This is a genomic window from Rhizobium hidalgonense, assembly GCF_002914525.1.
GTDB classification, from domain to species: Bacteria; Pseudomonadota; Alphaproteobacteria; order Rhizobiales; family Rhizobiaceae; genus Rhizobium; species Rhizobium hidalgonense.
Genome location: NZ_LODW01000093.1, coordinates 1 through 19,449 on the forward strand (window position 1 = coordinate 1; position 19,449 = coordinate 19,449).

General features: G+C 60.8%; 19 protein-coding genes, 1 tRNA gene and 2 pseudogenes. 6 read left to right on the forward strand and 16 right to left on the reverse strand.

Translation table 11 applies throughout. The annotated features are described in order from the left end of the window. The 5 genes from ATY29_RS27820 to ATY29_RS27840 all read right to left on the reverse strand — a co-directional run. On the reverse strand, positions 1-258 hold a 258-nt coding region (locus tag ATY29_RS27820), incomplete at its 3' end, for an alcohol dehydrogenase catalytic domain-containing protein (RefSeq protein WP_165779367.1). 91 nt (positions 259-349) lie between these two features. After that, a complete protein-coding gene (locus ATY29_RS27825) occupies positions 350-2,359 on the reverse strand; it encodes an acetyl-CoA carboxylase biotin carboxylase subunit (RefSeq protein ID WP_097533424.1) in 2,010 nt (669 codons plus the stop codon). A 95-nt stretch (positions 2,360-2,454) separates the two neighbouring features. Further along, positions 2,455-3,159, reverse strand: coding sequence for a hypothetical protein (locus tag ATY29_RS27830; RefSeq protein ID WP_025416235.1), 705 nt, complete (start codon positions 3,157-3,159; stop codon positions 2,455-2,457). 97 nt (positions 3,160-3,256) lie between these two features. Next, a complete protein-coding gene (locus tag ATY29_RS27835; protein WP_193550376.1) occupies positions 3,257-4,207 on the reverse strand; it encodes a DMT family transporter in 951 nt (316 codons plus the stop codon). Between the two features lie 97 nt (positions 4,208-4,304). After that, a tRNA-Leu gene (locus tag ATY29_RS27840) sits at positions 4,305-4,389 on the reverse strand. Positions 4,390-4,573: 184 nt separating this feature from the next. On the opposite strand from ATY29_RS27840, the gene lipB reads away from it, so the two are divergent. Beyond that, positions 4,574-5,293 (forward strand): lipoyl(octanoyl) transferase LipB, encoded by a 720-nt coding sequence (lipB, locus tag ATY29_RS27845; RefSeq protein ID WP_025416234.1) that lies wholly within the window; start codon positions 4,574-4,576, stop codon positions 5,291-5,293. A gap of 253 nt (positions 5,294-5,546) precedes the next feature. Beyond that, a complete protein-coding gene (locus ATY29_RS27850) occupies positions 5,547-6,191 on the forward strand; it encodes a methyltransferase family protein (RefSeq protein ID WP_097533428.1) in 645 nt (214 codons plus the stop codon). A gap of 60 nt (positions 6,192-6,251) precedes the next feature. Here ATY29_RS27850 and ATY29_RS27855 read toward each other — a convergent pair whose 3' ends face one another. From ATY29_RS27855 to ATY29_RS27865, 3 genes are all read right to left on the reverse strand, one after another. Beyond that, entirely contained in the window at positions 6,252-6,617 is a 366-nt protein-coding gene (locus tag ATY29_RS27855; RefSeq protein ID WP_097533430.1) for a hypothetical protein, read from the reverse strand. Positions 6,618-6,943: 326 nt separating this feature from the next. Further along, positions 6,944-7,453: a BON domain-containing protein gene (locus ATY29_RS27860; RefSeq protein ID WP_097533432.1), complete on the reverse strand. Its 510-nt coding sequence runs from the start codon at positions 7,451-7,453 to the stop codon at positions 6,944-6,946. Between the two features lie 96 nt (positions 7,454-7,549). Next, a complete protein-coding gene (locus ATY29_RS27865) occupies positions 7,550-8,044 on the reverse strand; it encodes a peptide deformylase (RefSeq protein WP_003572956.1) in 495 nt (164 codons plus the stop codon). A 241-nt stretch (positions 8,045-8,285) separates the two neighbouring features. Here ATY29_RS27865 and mgtE point away from each other — a divergent pair, with 241 nt between their 5' ends. Continuing rightward, positions 8,286-9,701, forward strand: a complete 1,416-nt coding sequence (gene mgtE, locus ATY29_RS27870; RefSeq protein WP_003572959.1) for a magnesium transporter — start codon at positions 8,286-8,288, stop codon at positions 9,699-9,701. 64 nt (positions 9,702-9,765) lie between these two features. Continuing rightward, positions 9,766-10,158: a MerR family transcriptional regulator gene (locus ATY29_RS27875; protein WP_037092749.1), complete on the forward strand. Its 393-nt coding sequence runs from the start codon at positions 9,766-9,768 to the stop codon at positions 10,156-10,158. Positions 10,159-10,167: 9 nt separating this feature from the next. Here the strand turns inward: ATY29_RS27875 and ATY29_RS27880 are convergent, their stop codons facing one another. Further along, positions 10,168-11,157: a heparan-alpha-glucosaminide N-acetyltransferase gene (locus ATY29_RS27880; protein WP_003572963.1), complete on the reverse strand. Its 990-nt coding sequence runs from the start codon at positions 11,155-11,157 to the stop codon at positions 10,168-10,170. Beyond that, positions 11,157-11,921, reverse strand: coding sequence for a DUF599 domain-containing protein (locus tag ATY29_RS27885; RefSeq protein WP_003572965.1), 765 nt, complete (start codon positions 11,919-11,921; stop codon positions 11,157-11,159). The genes ATY29_RS27880 and ATY29_RS27885 overlap by 1 nt, the downstream gene beginning before the upstream one ends. A gap of 193 nt (positions 11,922-12,114) precedes the next feature. Between ATY29_RS27885 and ATY29_RS27890 the strand changes: the two genes are divergently transcribed. Beyond that, positions 12,115-13,518, forward strand: a complete 1,404-nt coding sequence (locus ATY29_RS27890) for an L-serine ammonia-lyase (protein WP_097533434.1) — start codon at positions 12,115-12,117, stop codon at positions 13,516-13,518. Positions 13,519-13,699: 181 nt separating this feature from the next. Then, on the forward strand, positions 13,700-14,137 hold the full coding sequence (locus tag ATY29_RS27895) for a DUF1489 family protein (RefSeq protein WP_003579422.1): 438 nt from the start codon (positions 13,700-13,702) through the stop codon (positions 14,135-14,137). Positions 14,138-14,238: 101 nt separating this feature from the next. On the opposite strand, the gene ATY29_RS27900 is transcribed toward ATY29_RS27895, so the two are convergent. The 6 genes and pseudogenes from ATY29_RS27900 to ATY29_RS27925 all read right to left on the reverse strand — a co-directional run bounded on the left by ATY29_RS27900 (position 14,239) and on the right by ATY29_RS27925 (position 19,399). Then, positions 14,239-14,514 (reverse strand): hypothetical protein, encoded by a 276-nt coding sequence (locus ATY29_RS27900; RefSeq protein ID WP_003572970.1) that lies wholly within the window; start codon positions 14,512-14,514, stop codon positions 14,239-14,241. A gap of 113 nt (positions 14,515-14,627) precedes the next feature. Next, complete coding sequence (locus tag ATY29_RS27905; RefSeq protein WP_025416228.1) at positions 14,628-16,199, reverse strand: D-alanyl-D-alanine carboxypeptidase; 1,572 nt, start codon at positions 16,197-16,199, stop codon at positions 14,628-14,630. 136 nt (positions 16,200-16,335) lie between these two features. Next, positions 16,336-17,122, reverse strand: a pseudogene (locus tag ATY29_RS27910) (hypothetical protein). 218 nt (positions 17,123-17,340) lie between these two features. After that, entirely contained in the window at positions 17,341-17,946 is a 606-nt protein-coding gene (locus ATY29_RS27915) for a transglutaminase-like cysteine peptidase (protein ID WP_003572976.1), read from the reverse strand. 366 nt (positions 17,947-18,312) lie between these two features. Beyond that, positions 18,313-18,486: pseudogene (locus ATY29_RS37965) on the reverse strand (prolyl aminopeptidase); the annotation flags it as partial. Between the two features lie 301 nt (positions 18,487-18,787). Beyond that, the gene (locus ATY29_RS27925) at positions 18,788-19,399 is read right to left on the reverse strand and encodes a PilZ domain-containing protein (protein WP_003572978.1); all 612 of its coding nucleotides are present in this window, start codon (positions 19,397-19,399) and stop codon (positions 18,788-18,790) included. Positions 19,400-19,449 lie beyond the last annotated feature (50 nt).

The window sequence follows — 19,449 nt, forward strand, 5'->3', positions numbered from 1 at the left end:
CGGGATGACGTGATCGCCCTTCTTCACCGAGGTGACACCCGGCCCGACATCGACGACGATGCCGGCGCCCTCATGGCCAAGAATGGCGGGGAAGAGGCCTTCCGGATCGGCACCCGACAGGGTGAAATCGTCGGTGTGGCAGATGCCGGTCGCCTTGACCTCGACCAGCACCTCGCCGGCCCGCGGTCCTTCCAGCTGCACGGTCATCACTTCCAGCGGTTTGCCGGCCTGAACGGCTACGGCGGCGCGAACGTCCATCGTCACAATCTCCCTGACAATTTTATTGGGCTGACCTTGGCACGGCCGGCGAGCCGCGCTCAAGCGAAAACGGCCCGGCGGCCTTTTCCGCTCAGGCAAATTCCATGATCACCGCATCGACGGCCAGGCTTTCGCCGGCCGCGGCATTGATTTTGGAGACGACGAGATCGCGGTCGGCGCGCAGCACGTTTTCCATCTTCATCGCCTCGACGATCGCCAGGGTTTCGCCGGCCTTGACCTCCTGGCCCTCGGCGACCGCGATGGAAACGACAAGGCCGGGCATCGGGCAGAGCAGCAGCTTGGACGTATCGGGAGGCAGCTTCACCGGCATCAGCCTGTCGAGTTCGGCATGACGCGGCGAAAAGACCTTGGCCGTCACCGAAAGCCCCTGCCAGTCGATGCGCAAGCCGTTGAGGACAGGGCGGACCTGTGCGGTGATATCGCGGCCGCCGACCTTGCCGCTCCAGACGGGATCGCCGGGTCTCCAATCGGTGACAATGCTGCTGTTCTCACCCTCTATCGCCATCTCCATATCGAAGGGGATGGTAACGAGGCCGTCGAGCAATCTGACAGCGACATGGCTGTCTCCTGTTTTGACCACCCAATGTTCGCGCAGCGCGCCCGATGCGGCGCGCAGGCGATCGGAGAAACGCTCGCGCCGGTTCGTTTCGATCAGCGAGGCGGACAGCGCAATGGTGGCAAGTACGGCCTCTTCCGTGCGGTCCGGTTCCATCGGCGCGAAGCCGGCTGGATATTCCTCGGCGATGAAGCCGGTGGAAAGCCGGCCCTCGCGCCAGCGCGGATGTTTCATCAGCGCCGACAGGAACGGGACATTGTGCTCGATGCCGTCGACGACGAAGCCGTCGAGCGCCCGGCCCATGGCTTCGATCGCCTCCAGCCGCGTCGGCGCCCAGGTGCAGAGCTTGGCGATCATCGGATCGTAATACATCGAGATCTCGGCGCCTTCGAAGACGCCGGTATCGTTGCGGACCACAACATTCCCGGTCCGGCCTTCGGCCGGCGGGCGGTAGCGTGTCAAGCGGCCGATTGAGGGCAGGAAATTGCGGTAGGGGTCTTCGGCATAGAGCCGGCTTTCGATCGCCCAGCCGTCGAGCCTGATGTCCTCCTGGGTGAGGGGAAGGGGCTCTCCCGCTGCGACACGGATCATCTGCTCGACGAGATCGATGCCGGTGACCAGTTCGGTGACGGGATGTTCGACCTGCAGGCGGGTGTTCATTTCGAGGAAATAAAAATTGCGGTCGCGGTCGACGATGAATTCGACGGTGCCAGCGCTCTGGTAATCGACGGCTTTGGCCAGCGCCACTGATTGCTCGCCCATCGCCTTGCGGGTCTTTTCGTCGAGGAAGGGCGAGGGCGCCTCTTCCGCCACCTTCTGGTTCCGCCGCTGGATCGAGCATTCGCGCTCGCCGAGATAGACGACGTTGCCATGCGCGTCGGCCAGCACCTGGATCTCGATGTGGCGCGGCTCGACGATGAACTTCTCGATGAAGACGCGGTCGTCGCCGAAGGAGCTCTTCGCCTCCGAGCGGGCGCGTTCGAAGCCGTCGCGCACCTCGGCCTCATTCCAGGCGATGCGCATGCCCTTGCCGCCGCCGCCGGCCGATGCCTTGATCATGACGGGATAACCGATCCCGCCCGCGATCACTTCCGCATGGGCGGCATCCTCGATGACGCCGAGATGGCCGGGCACTGTGGACACGCCGGCGGCGTTGGCGAATTTCTTCGATTCGATCTTGTCGCCCATCGCCATGATGGCCTTCGGCTTGGGGCCGATGAAGACGATTCCCTGCTTTTCCAGTTCAGCGCAGAAGGAGGCGCGCTCGGACAGGAAGCCGTAGCCCGGATGCACCGCTTCGGCGCCGGTGGCCTTGCAGGCGGCAATTATCTTTTCGGCTACCAGGTAACTCTCGGAGGCGGTAGCCGGGCCGATATGCACGGCCTCATCGGCCATCTCTACATGCAGGGCGTCCCGATCCGCATCCGAATAGACCGCTACGGTCAAAATGCCCATGCGGCGCGCAGTCTTGATCACGCGGCAGGCGATTTCGCCGCGATTCGCGATCAGGATTTTCTTGAACATCGAGACTCCACCCAGAAATGCGTTCCGGAGTTTTACGCACAAAACACCGGAACGCACAATCAGGCTTAAAGAGCATCAGGCAGGCTTGAGGAGCTTCAGGCGACAGCCGCTTCCGCGACAAGTTCCTCGTCGACGATGCGCAGCCAGCGGCTACGCCGCGGCTCTGCATAGTCACGCAGCTCGGCGGCGGCCATAATGCCGGCCCAGTGCGGATGATTGGCGCCGGACAGCGTCGCCTGCTCGATCTGCTGGAGCACGCCGTATTCGACCGATGAAACGGGGATGATGCCGCTTTCGGCTACGCTTCTGAAGATGCGCATCGCGAAATCGACGTCCTGGCGGGTAATGCTGCGGCGGTCTACGGCGCGCGACAGCTTGTAGCCACCGATATTGTCGGTGATCGCCAGACGGAGCTGATCAAGCACGAGCGCTCTCAATTCACCCGGGACATCGGCCGAGATCTCCATGACATGCAGGATGAGCTCGAGCTCCAGCGCCGAGTTGACGACACCGTCTGTCGTGAACATGCGCCTGATCCAGGCGACGTTAATTTCATCCAGCGAGCCCTGCGGATAGGTGTAGTGGACAACGAAGCCGGCGAGCTGCTCGACGAAGAAAGCGTTCCAGGCGGCACATTTTTCAGGGCAGGAATTATTGAGCGCCAACATCGCCACGACATCGTCGGACGTCCGGATGCCCTCGGGAAAAGCATGTTTGCGCAATAGCAATATATCTTCGGCCGTCAGCCGATGCTTGCCGGCCACCACACAGGCCGGAAAAGCGAGACGAAATTCGCTCATGTTTTAACTCCAGGCTTCATCATGAAGCCGGAGACAGTTTTACCGTCTGCGAATTGACGATCCCTCAAGAAGCGGAGTTAATCCGATATTCCCGGGATCAGGTGGATTTTAGCAATTGCGCCGTCAGCCGCTCGCGCCAGATGATGAAGAGGCCCGATGCGACGATGATGAAGATGCCGATCCATTTGGAAAAGCTCGGGAAATCGTTGAACAGCGCATAGCCGAGAACGGTCGCTGAAATGATCTCGAAATATTGGAACGGCGCAAGCAGGGACAGCGGCGCGAGGCGGAAAGCCCGGACCACCAGCATATGCGCATAACCCGAGATCGAACCGAGGGCGAGGAGCAAGACAAGACCGAGACCGGAGGAGGGCAGCGAGACGGCGAAATCGGCATTGCCGGAACTGCTGCCGACGAGAAGGGCGGCGGCCATGAAGGCCGTTCCGCCGATGCCGGCCATCGTCTGCATGGTCAGCGGCGAATCGGCCTCGCCGATGGCGCGGTTGAGGAACAGATAGAGCGAGAATAAAAAGGCGCAGGCGACCGGCAGCAGCGCCTTCAGGCCGAATATTTCGTAGCTGGGCTGAATGACGATCATCGCGCCGCCGAAACCGATTACGATCGCCATCCAGCGCCGCCAGCCGACCTTCTCTCCGAGGAACAGTGCCGACATGGCTGTCAGCATGAAGGGCTCGACGAAATAAATTGCGAAGACGTCGGCAAGCGGCATGTATTTGACGGCGACGAAAAATAGCAGGCTTGCAGCGCCATGCAGCACGCCGCGCAGCAGGTTCATCCATGGCCGCTTGGCCGAAAGCGCCTTCAGCCCGAAAAGGGCGAAGAGAATCGGCAGGGTGCAGGCGATCTGGAAGAAGAATCGGTAGAAAGTCACCTGACCCGGCGACATCGCCTCGAAGGTCGCCATATATTTGGCGATGGCGTCCATGGTCGGCAGGATCAGCATGGCGCCGGACATGATGGCCATGCCCTGCAGGGAATTTTGATGGGGATCTGACATGGCGGCCGATTCTTGCGGGGATGACGCCATGAACCATGAGAAGGCGAGGCAATCAAGCCGAGCAACCGCAGATAATTTCGAAGTGAAATCGAAATCGTCGCTTAGAAAGCGTTTCCCTGAAGGGGAATGGTGCGGTCGAGAAGACTCGAACTTCCACGGGTTGCCCCACAGCGACCTCAACGCTGCGCGTCTACCAATTCCGCCACGACCGCATCGTGGTAGGTGCCGATTTGCGTCGGCGGGGCAGCATGTAGCAAAAGCATTTGGGGTGCACAAGGGCGGTATGACAGTTTTTTTAAAAACCGGTCATCGCATTTGAATTGCCCCCGAAACGGGTCCATATAGCGGTCCTGCCGCCCCTCATTTTCGCAGGCATTTCGGGGAGGGCGGCAAGGAATAGCCATGCTTCGCACCGATCTCGAATTCTCCATGCTTCCTCAAGCCGGCACCCGACCGGTCCGCTGGCGCATCGCCGACGGTCTCGTCGCCTATGAGGCGGCGGTGGAGACGATGGAGCGCGAGGTTGCAGTGATATCGGATGGCGGTGACGAGCTCGTCTGGCTGGTCGAACATCCGCCGCTCTATACCGCCGGCACCAGCGCCAATGCGAGCGATCTCGTCCAGCCAGACCGATTTCCGGTGTTTGCGACGGGGCGCGGCGGTGAATACACCTATCATGGACCCGGTCAGCGCGTCGCCTACGTGATGCTCGACCTTAAGCGCCGGCGCCAGGATGTGCGCGCCTTCGTCACCGCCCTTGAGGATGTCGTGATCCGCACGCTCGACATGATGAATGTGCGCGGCGAACGGCGTGAAGATCGCGTCGGCGTCTGGGTGCGCCGGCCGGAAAAGCCATTGCTTGCCGATGGAACGATGGCCGAGGACAAGATCGCCGCCCTCGGTATAAGGCTGCGGAAATGGGTAACCTTTCACGGACTGTCGCTCAACGTCGATCCGGATCTCGATCATTTCGGCGGCATCGTGCCCTGCGGGATCTCGGCCTATGGTGTGACCAGCCTGGTCGATCTCGGCTTGCCGGTGATGATGGCCGATGTCGATATCCGGCTGCGCACCGCCTTTGAGGCGGTTTTCGGCGAAACGATTAGCGAAACGTGATATTCCAGGACGGCAACTTGCCTCCGGCAATTTGCGTCTGAGAGCGGAGCCTGCGTCGCGGCGGAATGGCAGACGCATGGTATTAATATCGCTTGTAAAATCCGGCTTATTGGCAGCCACTGCCGCGCCATTCTCTGCAAGAAATCGGCAGGCAAGAACCGCCGCCCGTCAAATATGAACGAGGGCCTTAACCCGTAATTAGTGATCGCGCATATATGGTACCGCAGCCTTTGAAGTGGAAGCCTTGCGAATAATGAAAAAAAAGACAGCGGCGAGCTTGTCGTTCTTCGATATGCATTTCGTTCTCGATATCGTCGAAAAGGCCGTCATCGGCTATTTCTTCGTTGCGATCGTCATGCGTATCCTGCCACAGATGCAGGACAATCGTGCAATCATCGACTGCCTGCTGATTATTTCGGAGGGAGCCGCCGCCTTCCTCATCCTGACGCGTCGGCCAACGAGAAGTGCGTCGCTTCGTCCGTTTGACTGGATGGTCACCGCCATCGGCACGCTCTTCCCGCTGCTTGTCGTTCCTGCCGCGACAGAACCGCTTGCACCGCTCGCGCTCTGCGGGACGGTGATGGCACTCGGTTTTGTCCTGCAGATCTCTTCAAAACTATCATTGCGGCGAAGCTTTGGCCTGGTGCCGGCCAATCGAGGCATCAAGATCGGTGGACCATACAAATTTGTCCGCCATCCGATGTATGCGGGCTATCTGATGACGCATATCGGCTTCTTCCTGGTGCATCCGAGCCTTTGGAATTTTGCCATCTATGCGACGGCGCTTGCCGCTCAATGTTTCCGCCTCTTGGCGGAGGAGCGTCTGCTCAGCGAGGATCCTGCTTACACGGCCTTCATGGCCACGACCCGCTACCGTCTTGTTCCATTCGTGTTCTGAAGACAGAAAAACAGATTGAAAAAGAGAAGGGCCGGTTTTCCGGCCCTTTCTTTAATTGCATCAATGCGTCGCGCGGCACGCTTCGGTGCGGGAGGCACCGCTGTCGGCACCCTTGGTGTGGGAGCCCTTGGGGCCGATCATGCTGTGGCACGGGGGCAAGGGGGCGATGCTCGCCGTTGCTGTTTTGTCGACGGCAGGCGCCGCCATTGCGCTCGGGGCGAAGCCGTCGCTGTCGTTGGTATAATCGCTGGAATAGGCCGCGGCCTTGCGGTTGCTGTAGTGGACGGGGGCCGGCTTCGACACCGGGCTTGGCGAAAAGCCGTCGCTGTCGTTGGTGTAGTCGTCGGAATAGCCCGGCTGGGCGAAGGCAGCGCCTGCAAGGCTGACGGCGAACAGGGACGCGGCGAGGGCAAATTTGATGCGCATGGGTCTATCTCCTCAATCTACTGTTGAATTTCACGACATAAAACCAACCCTCGGCGCATCCGAGTTCGCGCCCCAATTCAGGCAATTTTGTGATGGAACGACGGCGCAGCCGCGACGTTTTGTCCAAATGAAATCACAGTGTTGTCACCGAAATTGACGTTCGCGTTACGCAAGCCGCCTAAGCAAAATGATTAAATAAGGCTCGCTCAGAACCAAATTGCGATGCAATCTTGAATTGTTAACTTTTGGTAATGTTGAAAAGGCGGCAGACCACAGCAGCGGGAAGCATTGGCGCCCTCCGCCGCCTATCCATATCTGTGTTTGAATCAGTCTTCGTTCGGGATATGCGCATCGACGCCGGTCAGTTGCAGTTTGTTGCGGACATGGCGGACGCCGTCGACCGAAAGCGCGCTGAGCTCCACTTTACGGGCGATGCCGATCGTTTCGACCGAGCCTTCCAGGGTGATGATGTGCCCGTCCGCATGAACCTCGATGCTGTCCATGTCGACATCGGGGATGGTTTCGAGGTGATCGTTCACCCGTGCTTCGAGGTCGTCGCTTTCATCGCGGTCGATGGTATCGGCGCGCAGCGAATCCTTCAGGCGGTTCTCGTTGCCGTTTGCATCCGTGCCGTCGATCCGGAAGCCTTTATTGGGATCGCTGTCGAAATTTGCCGCCGTCTCGCCATAAGGTCGGTTGGCCGGGTCGGCGCCGGTGGCGTCGGCGTAGGGCCAGCCGTCGTCGAGGTTGCGTTCCTCCAGGTCGCGATAATCTTCTTCACGGGAAAGTTCAGGTTTTTCCCTGGAAAACTGGGTCTTGTCACCGATCCTTGCCATTGCGGTCGCTCCTTGTTTCTCTGGCTGGAAACGTCGGTAGCGGCGAATGGTTCGGTGCGGCGGCGATTTGTCAGCCCTAATTGTCGGCTCGCATCATCAGCTCTCGGCCTTCTCCCATTTTTTCACGAGCCGGTCGCGTTTCAGCCGCGAGAGGCGCTGCAGCCAGAAAATGCCGTCGAGCTGGTCGACTTCATGCTGGATACAGATGGCGAGGAAACCGTCGGCGACGTCCTCATGCATGCTGCCCTCGGCGTCCTGATAGCGGAATCGGATCGATCGCGGCCGCGTGACCTCGTCGGTCGCTCCCGGCATCGAGACGCTGCCTTCGGCATGGGTCATCGTCTCCTTCGAAAACCAGATGATCTCCGGGTTGACGTAGAGGCGCAGGCCGTCTGACTTGTCGAGCTCCAGAACCGTCACCCGGCTGAAGACGCCGATATGGGCGGCAGTGATGCCGACGCCGGGCGCGGCGCGCATCGTCGCCAGCAGGTCGTCGGCAAGTTCGGCGAGCGACGAATCAAAGACTGTCACCGGCGTGCAGACGGTCTTCAGGCCAGGATGCGGATAACGCAGGATCGGGCGGATGGGCATGGGGCGGCGTTCCTCGGGTCGGATGCGCGGCGAAACTATCGCCGGCCACGGGCATTGTCATCAAGCGGCAGGTTTGCTGCTTTACGGAAGGGATGCTTTGGGCTAGCAGGAGCCATGGATTCCGACCGCGGGAAGCTCGCGCGGGGATTTGCTTATCTGCTTGTTGACAATATGTTTTCCGCCGACATTCGCGAATGCGGCGCTTAGTCGTTGAAATTCGAACCAGATGCGAGGGCGGCAGATGACGACGACCGATGGCGAAGACCGCGTCCGCAGACGTCCCGAGGACGAGGAAGCCGATATTTACGACGAGGACGGCAATGTCCGTAGCGATTTCCTGGCGTTGGTCGGCGCCGCGATCGCCGACCGCGACACGCTGTTCCTGCGCCAGAATGTTGCCCGGCTGCATGAATCGGAAATAGGCGACCTGCTGGAAGCGATCCAGCCGGATCAGCGCCTGGCGCTGGTACGCCTGCTCGGCGAAGATTTCGATATGACGGCGCTGACTGAGGTCGACGAGGCGATCCGCCGCGAGATCGTCGACCAGATGCCGAACGAGCAGATTGCCGCCGCGATCGGCGAACTCGATTCGGACGACGCCGTCTACATTCTCGAAGATCTCGATAAGGAAGATCGGGAAGATATCCTGGCGCAACTGCCGTTTACCGAGCGGGTCCGGCTGCGCCGGGCGCTCGACTATCCCGAAAGTTCTGCCGGACGCCGCATGCAGACGGAATTCGTCGCCGTGCCGCCGTTCTGGACGGTAGGACAGACGATCGACTACATGCGCGACGAGGAGGATCTGCCCTATTCCTTTTCGCAGATATTCGTCATCGATCCGACCTTCAAGCTGCTCGGCGCCGTCGATCTCGACCAGATCCTGCGCACTAAGCGTCAGACGAAGATCGAGCAGATCATGCGCGAGACCAACCATCCGGTCCCGGCCGAGATGGACCAGGAGGAAGCCGCCCAGCTCTTCGAGCAGTACGACCTTCTGTCGGCCGCCGTCGTCGACGAGAACGGCCGACTGGTGGGCGTGCTGACCATCGACGACGTGGTCGACGTCATCCACGAAGAGGCGGACGAGGATATCAAGCGCCTCGGCGGCGTCGGCGACGAAGAGCTGTCGGACAATGTGCTGTCGACGGCACGCTCGCGTTTCCTCTGGCTTTTGATCAATCTCGGCACGGCGATGCTGTCGGCCAGCGTCATCGGCCTGTTCGACGCCTCGATCGAGAAGATGATCGCGCTTGCGGTTCTGATGCCGATCGTCGCGTCGATGGGCGGCAATGCTGGCACGCAGACGATGACGGTGACGGTGCGGGCGCTCGCCACCCGCGATCTCGACATCTACAATGCCGGCCGCATCATTCGCAGGGAGGCGGGCGTCGGCATCCTCAACGGCATCGTCTTCGCGACGATCATGGGCGCAATCGCCGGTACCTGGTTCCACGACTATCAGCTCGGCGGGGTGATCGCGGCGGCAATGATCATCAATCTGATGGCGGCAGCCCTGGCCGGCATCCTGCTGCCGCTGCTGCTCGACAAGGTCGGGGCAGACCCGGCGATCGCCTCGTCGGTCTTCGTGACGACGGTGACCGACTGTACTGGCTTTTTCGCCTTTCTCGGTATCGCCACATGGTGGTTCGGTATCTGAGCCGCCGGCAAAATTGACTATTACGTAAAAGTCAATATTATTGCCGGTTCATGACGGGGAACACATGCAGGTGAACAAATATTATAGCATAACGGAGCTGACGCGCGAATTCGGTGTCTCGACGCGCACGCTCCGCTTCTACGAAGACGAGGGACTGATCCATCCGGAACGGCGCGGGCGCACCCGTCTTTTCCGGCAGGCCGACCGACGGCTTATCGGGGAAATCCTCCGCGGCAGGCGCATCGGTTTCACCATTGCGGAAATCCGCGAGATTATCCAGGTTTATAAGGAGCCGCCGGGGGAACTCGGTCAGTTAAAGCTGCTGATGAAGCGCGTCGACGAGAAGCGCGACGACCTGCGCCAAAAGCGCAAGGATATCGACGACACGCTGGTGGAACTCGACAATATCGAAGAGGCCTGCCTCGGCCGCCTCGCGGAAATCGGCGTCACCACCTGAGCCGACCCGTTATTCCGCCTCAGCGCTGCATTCGGCGGCGATCGTCTGGACCCGTTCATCCTTCTGTACGTCGATTTCGTTTGCCTGCAGCGGTTTCAATAGGCTTTGGCCCTGCAATTTCTCCAGTGTGCACTGGCAGAAGCTGCGGCAGAGGGCTTCGCCTTGCTGCATGACGCAGGTGGAGTTGCATTGCCTTAGGTAAGTTTCTGTTGGATCCGGCTGCGGCGGCGGGACAAGAAGGGAAAGCCCGTAGGCAATGCCGATCAGCACGGGCTGGTGAATGAGATAGAAGGCCAGGCTGTGGCGGCCGAGCCTTGCCGTCCACCGGGAGCCGGTACCCAAGGCGGCAAGCCGCTGCGGCAGCCTGGTTCTGAGGGCGATCGAGGCGAGGCTCAGCCCGGCGAAGAAGGGCGTGGCCCAGGGAAACAGCGGCACGTAGTCGTTGGAGCGTTCCGGCGTCACGGCAAGGCCGATCCAGGCGAGGTATCTGGGATCGAAGAAGGATGAGCGCAGCAGGCCGGGTGGACCGAAATTATCGGTGATCCAGGCGGCAATGAGCACCATCGTGGCGATCAGCGTGATGGCGAGCGGGAACCTCAAAAAAACGACGCCAATCAGCGTCAGCACCGCGATGCAATGCAGGATGCCGAAATAGATCCACTCGTTCGGCATGGCGATGCGCGTGGCGATCGAGATGACGGCGGCGGCCGCGGCGATCATGCCGAAACGTTTCCAGAAGGAAGGCCAGCGGACCTCCGGCTTGCTCGAGAGCACCAGGCTGATGCCGACGATGAAGAGAAAGGTCGTGGCGATCGCCCTGGCATAGATCTTCAGCCAGCCGGTCTCGGCCGTGCCCGGCGCAAGATAACCCATGAACTCCATGTCCCAGCTGAAATGGTAGCTCGCCATGGCGATCAGCGCGACGCCGCGCGCCGTGTCCAATAGGCCGATGCGCGGCGGTCTTGCCGCCGCATCGGGTTCGATTGCCGGCAATGTCATCATAGTCCCTCGGGCAAATCACGTCCGTCGTTCGACGGCATGTCGCGGCGAATGGCGGAAAGGGTGAGTTTCGATGGCGGGCCGGCATCCATGATGGCCAGCCGCGCTTGCGAAAAGAATTGCCGCCGCGCCAGCACGAAGATGACGATCGCTGTCGTCAGCATGAAGACATAGGGGTTGATGAACCAGCCGAGATAGCCGATCGACAGGAAAATCGCCCTGAGGCCCTCGTTGAAATTGCTGCCGGCAATGACATTCATCCGGATGACGCGTTCGGCGGCACGCTCGGCGGCGATCATGTCGGCCTCGGCGTCGCGCAGCATCGGGATCGAGCCGAACAGGATCGTGCAATAGTTGAACAGCCGGTAGGACCAACCGAACTTGAAGAAGGCATAGCCGAAAAGCGCTGCCAGCCCGCCGACCTTCATCTCGAAGACGCCATGGCCGCCATGGAAGACGAAGGGCAGGTCGGCGAAGACGGCGTCGACCTTCTCCGTCGCCCCAAGCAAGGCGAAGCAACTGCCCAACGCGAAGATCGAAGTCGAAGCGAAGAAGGCGGTGCCGTTCTGCAGGCCTGCCATGATCTGCGTATCGATCATCTTCAGGTCGCGGCGCAGCGAATTGTAGATCCATTCCCGTCGCCGTTCGATCATCGCATGGGTGAGGCTGGTGCGTCCGAAGAAGGTGCGGCCATGCAGCAGCCAGGAATAGCCCGTCCAGACACAGGCAAAGAAGGCCAGAGCGATATAATCCGCCGTCGTCACAGTGATTCAGTCTCCGCATGAAGTGCGGCCACCTTACATATGCATTGAAATGCTGCAATGACTGGTAAGGTGGGCCTCATCGCTTTAATGTCCAGCCACAATGTCGCACCGGCTGCATGCGATGTCGGTGGCCCGCACGGATTGAAAACCGGCGTCGCTTAAGTTTGCATCCTCGTAATTAGAAGGCATATCCATGTTTCTCTCGGTATTCGATGTCTTCAAGATCGGTGTCGGGCCATCGAGCTCGCACACGATGGGTCCGATGTCGGCCGCCACCCGGTTTCTCCAGCTGATTCTGTCGGACGAATGGCCGCGCCCGTCCTCGGGCGCGCAGGTCGTGGCGATCAAGGTCAGCCTGCACGGTTCGCTCGCTCATACCGGTATCGGCCACGGCACGGGCAGGGCGGTCATCCTCGGACTGATGGGCGAGGCGCCCGATAGCGTCGATCCCGACAAAATGGACGGCATCGTCGATTCGGTGGAGCGCACCAGCCGTATCACCCCGGAGGGGCATCCCGCCTATCAGTTCCAGCCGAAGACCGACCTGATCTTCGACAAGAAACAGCCGCTGCCCGGCCATGCCAACGGCATGATCTTTTCCGCTTTCGATAGGGACGGCCGGCTGCTCGTCAAGCGCATCTATTATTCCGTCGGCGGCGGCTTCGTCGTCACCGACACCGAACTGGAGCAGATGCGGGCGAAGAAGAACGCCGCCGGCGGCACACGGGTGCCCTATCCCTTCTCGACCGCCAAACAGATGCTCGATATGGCGGAGCGCTCCGGGCTGTCGATCGCCCAGATGAAGCGGGCGAACGAGGAGAGCCAGCGCAGCCGCGAGGAACTCGACCAGGGGCTCGACCGCATCTGGGAGGCGATGCGCTCCTGCATCGAGCGCGGCCTAAAGGTCGAGGGCATCATGCCGGGCGGCCTCAACGTCAAGCGCCGCGCCCGCAGGATTCACGACAAGCTGGAGGAGGAGTGGCGCAGCAACCGCGTCAACCCGCTGCTCGCCAACGACTGGCTCTCCGTCTATGCGATGGCCGTCAATGAGGAGAATGCCGCCGGCGGGCGCGTCGTCACGGCGCCGACCAACGGGGCGGCCGGGGTCATTCCGGCAACGATCCGCTATTACGAGCATTTCCACGAGGACTGGGACCAGAACGGCATCCGCGATTATCTGCTGACGGCTGCGGCCATCGGCGGCATCATCAAGCACAATGCCTCGATCTCGGGCGCTGAGGTCGGCTGTCAGGGCGAAGTCGGTTCGGCGGCAGCGATGGCGGCGGCTGGCCTTGCTGCCGTGATGGGCGGCACGCCGGAGCAGATCGAGAACGCCGCCGAGATCGCGCTTGAACATCACCTCGGCATGACGTGCGACCCGGTCGCCGGCCTGGTGCAGGTTCCCTGCATCGAGCGCAATGCACTCGGTGCCGTCAAGGCGGTTACTGCTGCGTCACTCGCCGTCAAGGGCGACGGCCAGCATTTCGTGCCGCTCGATGCCTGTATCGAGACGATGCGCCAGACCGGCCACGATATGAGCGAGAAATACAAGGAAACGTCCACGGGCGGCCTTGCCGTCAACGTCGTCGAATGCTGAGTTGTGGACGACTGAGTTAGAGCGGTCAGCGCTTCATGCCAGCGGAGAACCGCTCTAACCTTTTGTTTTCACGCAATTACCGGCAAACGCTTCGCGCTTTGCCTGGGAAAACCGCTTCACACTTTTTCTGGAATTGCTTTGAATGCTTGACGCCCGCCGCCAAAAGGATTTCAACGGCGGCATGGCATTGCATCTCATCAAACTCTGTGTCGGCGCCGACTCCATAGACGATCTGCGCGAATGGGTGGCGGAGCGCTCGCTCAGCGCCATCGCAGCCGGGCTCGAGCCACATTCGGTGCATACGACCCGCATGGTGCCGAAACGCATGGAGGAACTGCTCGATGGCGGCTCGCTCTACTGGGTGATCAAGGGGCAGGTGCAGGCGCGGCAGAAGCTGCTAGGCATTGAGACCTTTACCGACGGCGAAGGCATTTCGCGATGCCGCCTGATGCTTGGCCCAGAGGTCATCGAGACGGCCGTGCAGCCGAAGCGCCCCTTTCAGGGCTGGCGTTATTACACTGAGGATGATGTGCCGCGCGACCTGATGAGCCTCGGCGCCGGCATCGTCGAAATGCCCGCGGACCTTCGCCGTGAGTTGACGGAACTTGGCCTTCTGTAGAGCGGTTCAACTTTTCAGGAGGCACAGAACCGCTTTCCACTTTTCCGGAATTTGCGCATCCGAAAATCAAAACCGATTTTCTATAGGCGGACGCCTGCCGCTCAGCGCAGGCGCAGTTGCACCGGCACACTGCCGTCCTGCGAAGTCACATGCAGATGGATGCGGGCTTCGGGTTGGGAATAGCGCCAGGCGCGGGCACCGTGGCAAAGCAGCAGATTGATGAGGTCCCTGGTCTTCGGAGACTTCGCCTTCGGCCGCGGCAGGCCGATCTCGGCCAAGCGCATCGCCGCCTCGTGCAACGGATGCAGCGAAGAGCGCCCCTTGGCCGTCATGCGGCGGTCTGAAGGCATTCCCGGAACATTCTCATTGATCGCCATTGTCTTCCTCGTACGCAATACTGATCGAGTTCAAGAACGATGGCCGGAAACGCAAACACCGATTCCGGCCGTTACCGATGCCGCCGGCCATCTTGCTGGCAGCATCGAATAGCTCATTGGGCTGCCGCCCAGCACTTGATGCCGGCCTTCTTCAAGGCCTTGCAGGCATTGACCGCATCACGCTGGTCATCGAAACCGCCGAAGCGGGCGCGGTAAAGCTGGTCACCGCCAGCGGCATAGGCGACGGCGAAAGGCTTTGCCGAGGACAGCGCCTTGCCGCCCTTGCTCTTGGCGCTCTCCAGGAGATCCATGGCCATCTGGCGGCTCGGCGAAACGCCTACCTGCACGACCCAGCCGGTCGGGCCATTGTTACTTGAAGCGGCCGCCGTAGTTGGGGTGGTCGAGGCGGTGGTGACGTTGTCGACCGCCGTATCGCCCTGTTCCAGCCGCGTGGAAGCGGGTGCCGGCTTCGGCACGGAGAGCGATGCCTGCTCCTTGAAGGTCGTGGTCTTGACCTTGGTCGGCGCCGGCATCGGTTGGGCGATCAGCGGATTGTCCGATTTCGGCTGAGCGGTCTCGGTATAGGCGACCTCGGTCTCGGCGACCTGATACCGGGCATCCGGCAACGGGCCTTTATGCGGCAGGCTAAGATCGGCAGCGGCTGCCGAAACCGGCGGCTGCGCTGCGGTGATCGTCTTTGCCACTTGCGGCTGGGCCTTCTGCGGCATGACCGGAGCCGGTGTTACGATCATCGCCGGGGCAGGGGCCGCCTGAGCGATCAGTGCCGACGATCCGCCGCGGCTCGATGCCTTCGGCAGATAGGTGGCGATCAGATTGCGCATCTGGGCATCACGGGCAGGCGTCGAGGCGCCGCCGAGCACGACGCCGACGATCGACTTGCCGTCCACCTGCACGGAGCTCACCAGATTGAAGCCGGCAGCGCGGGTATATCCGGTCTTGATGCCGTCGACGCCGCGCACCGAACCGACGAGGCGGTTGTGGCTGCGGATCGTGCGAGTGCCGAACTTGAAGGCGCGGGTGGAGAAATAGCCGTAATATTGCGGAAAATGCTGGCGGAGAGCGATGCCGAGACGGGCCTGATCGCGCGCCGTCGTCATCTGCGCCGTATTCGGCAGGCCGTTGGCGTTGCGATAGGTGGTGCGGGTCATGCCGAGCGCATGCGCCTTGGCGGTCATCAGTTGGGCGAAACGATCCTCGCTGCCGCCGCCGAGCATTTCGCCGAGCGCGGTTGCGGCATCATTGGCCGACAGGGTGACGAGGCCGAGAATGCCCTGCTCGACGGTGATCGTGCCGCCGGCGCGAACGCCGAGCTTGGTCGGCGCCTGGGCCGCGGCATGGGCGGAGAAGGGAACCGGCGTATCGAGACGGATACGACCTTGCTCCAGCGCCTCGAAGGTCATGTAGATGGTCATCATCTTGGTCAGCGAGGCGGGGTATTGCAGCCGGTCGGCATTCTCGCTGTAGAGAACATTGCCGGTCTTGGCGTCGACGACGATGCCCGCATATTTCGAATTCGCCGCTTCCGCTTCGGCACTGACCGAATCGACCAGGACGACCGCGAGGGCCACCGAAAGGATCGCCATGAGCTTTGCAAAAAAGCTGCCGGATCGGGACGATGATACGGAGGAGACTGACCTTGACACTATTCCACTCTTCGCTTGCATTTCAGATATTTGGCATTCGGATATCGGGCGCCGGGACGGCACGCCTCCCGCAGCGCAGCCCGTCTTTTGAATGTACCGATTGGGCGTTACCAATCCGTTTATGATGAATCGTTTATTTCTCTGTCCGGGAAGCATTTTAGGGACTTGTCGCAGAACGGTTCATAAGGCGCACCTCCACAAAGGTGCGGATAGCGGCATCAATATGTTCCCAGTCGTTGAGATGGCTGCTTGAGAACCGGTAGAGAACGCTGAGATCCCTGCCGACCTTGATATCGCGCTGACAATCGCCGCTCGCCGCCATGTCCGGCACGGACGGCAAGATGCAGCGCACGACGTAATCCGGCCCACCCTTGACGGGTGCCGTCAGCAGCACTTCGTCGCCGTAACCCGCGTCGGCGCGAAGACGATGCAGCGTCAGGCCATCACGGAATGGCTCGGCCGGCCCTTCGAGCAGATGCGAATAGATCGGCTCCAGCCGCCCGGACATATCCCGCGACATGGTGCTCTGGGTGATCTGCAGGAAGATCAGGCCGGAGGATTGGGAGACATCGTCGAATCGCAGGCGGTTTTCCTTGCCGTAGCCCTGCATTTCAGGCCAGGCGAGATAGAGATCGACGCGCTCGACCGCACCGTCATGCCTTTGGCTTGGGAAGCGGATGGCATTCTCGGGGAATTTCACGCTATCGCGGCCGATGGCCAGCGTAATTTCAGCCGTGCTGTCGGTGTTGCCAGCCAGCGAGATATGCCGGCCGAACCAGCGGCCGCCGATGCTGATGGCAACCGTCAACACCGCAAGGACTGATATCACCGCCATTGTGCGGATGAGAAAGCCCATGGAAAAAAGCGGCTGCTCGTCGGGTGCGCTGTGCGCGGCGTGGCTCATGGCGGGTGCTTCGTGTTTCGGTCCGCCGCAGGAGGAACATGAGCCGCCGGTGCCGATGATGAGTCTGATCGGCATGATCAGACCGGCACGGTTAATTATTCGCTAAGATTTCAGCTGTGGGGCGCGCGCGGACGAAAGCCTGTGCCAAAAAGGGCGAGCCGTCCCCGGGACAGCGGGAACGGCTCTCGGGCGCCGGTCGGGACGAAATGCGGGGACTGACCGGGCCGCAGGCTGCCGGCGTGAGCCGGCAGGCTGTTCTTACTTGACGCTACCGACCGCGACAGCGCGGCCGTCCTGGAGCTTCGACCAGCGGGCCGGATTGTCGGCGGACTGACGCTTCAGGTAGGTATATTCGGTATCCGACCACAGCAGGACCTTGTTGCGCATGTTGTCGAGAATAAAGTCGCCGTGGTCGGTGCGGATCGTCAGCACGGCATGGCCTTCGCCGTTCGGCTGCAGCACGACGGTGATCAGCGTGTCGGACGGCGAGAAGCCGTCGTCGATCAGCATCTTGCGCTTCAGCAGGGCATAATCCTCGCAGTCGCCGACAGTCGTTGGATAGGCCCAGCGTTCTTCGACGCCGTAAATCTGTTCATCCGTTTCCGGCTGGATCGTCGAATTGACGGTGTAATTAACCTTGAGGATTTCCTTCCAGCGATCCTCGGTAAGGATGGCCGGCCCGGCGTCGCCGCCGGCAAAGGCACATTCCGTCGGATTTGCCTTGCAGAATTCATAGTGTCCGATCGGCGGGCTGGCATTGCCGGCCAGGGCCATGCTGGCGGGCATCGCTTGTCCCGAACCCGACATTGCCATCATGAGGGCACCGGCCAGAAGGCCACCTTTCAGGATGTTTGCAGTTGTCATTTGCCGTCTCCCCGTAAGTTGAGGCGACAATGACACGGACGTTTTTATCTCACGGAAAATTTCGCAATAGAATTAAAGGCTTAGTTGATTCAAATGCCGGCAAAACTTGACTAAAAACAAACTCGAATGCGCATAAAATTCGACGCGCATTTGTCTCGAAAGCGATTAAAATTGTAATATCCGCCACAAGGCTTTCGCCGGCGAAAAGCTTGCATTGCCGTCATGGCGTTAAGGATTTTCATTAAGCCGGGTAAAGGCCGATTACAGTCCGGCGGCGCGCAACGGGCCGGCAATGCCGCCGGAATAGGCCGATTCGACCCGCCCGAAAGCAGACTATCGCTCGGATTTTAGTTTCCGGCGGCAAAATTATTTTTGATGGAGTGAGCGAAATCGATCGGTGGCGGAAGCGTTCGCGGCGCTCATATCGGGATTTGCGGTGGAATAAGCGGCATGCTGAGGAACCTACAGCTTGCTTTGCGGCCAAACGCCGGCGAGTTCCCAGACGGTGACCAGCGGCGCCTCGATATCGAACCGATCCTCAGGAGTTGCCGAAAACCAGCCGTGCCGCAGGCCGCCCGATAGATCAAATTGTCGAGCCGGCCATAATCACAGGGATCCGATTTCCGGATAGAGAGCTGACATCGTTCTGCCTGTCGCAGGTTGTTCCACTCATAATATCAATGGCTGAATGGTACGAACGACTTGCGACAGGATTTCGCTTCGGCTTTCCAAAGCCGGATTCGTTGCCGCCGGCAGATCTGGCCCATGAAACCCAGGCTTTTCAACACGACCTGACCGGGTGTGCGACCGGCAAGCGCATTCGCGGCACCGGCTCGCAATTTCAGAGGAATTCGCGCAGCGTCTCGCGGGATTGGATCGACAGGAATTCGATCGCCACGCCTTCGACGAAATGGCGTACGACGCGGCCGCGCATGTTGCCGAGCCGCACCGCAGTTCCGATCGAGGGACGCATCTCGACGTCGACGGCGGCGCCCGACAGCGACAGGTCCATGATACGGCAGGTATAACGTGTGCCGTCCTCGAGGGTCAGTTCGGTATTGGTGTCGCGTGGCGTCAGACGGTCATGACGGCGATCTTCCGGCAGGCCGAGTTCGTGTTTGTTGGCAAGCCAGGTCAGCTGGGCAGCGAGCTTCTCGCGCTTGCGTTCGGTGGCGTTGATCGACATGGTGAAGCCGCGGCCATCGATCGCCTGGACATAACCTTCAACGCGGCCGAGATGGTCGATATAGGCGACGACCCGTTCGTTGGCGCGTGGCCGGCCGAGGCAGGTGACGTACATGTCGCCAGGCGACATGTCGATCACCATGCATTCGAACTCCTCGTAATTGGCCAGCATCAGCCGGCCCTGCATATTGATGGGCACTCGCTGAAAAACGCCCTGTTCAGGGCGCGGCGCAGGTCGTTGCGTCTGAGCTGGCTGGAACGAGTGCATCAAAGGGCTTCTTCACCAAATCTGAGAGTACGATCATTACCCGCAATCCA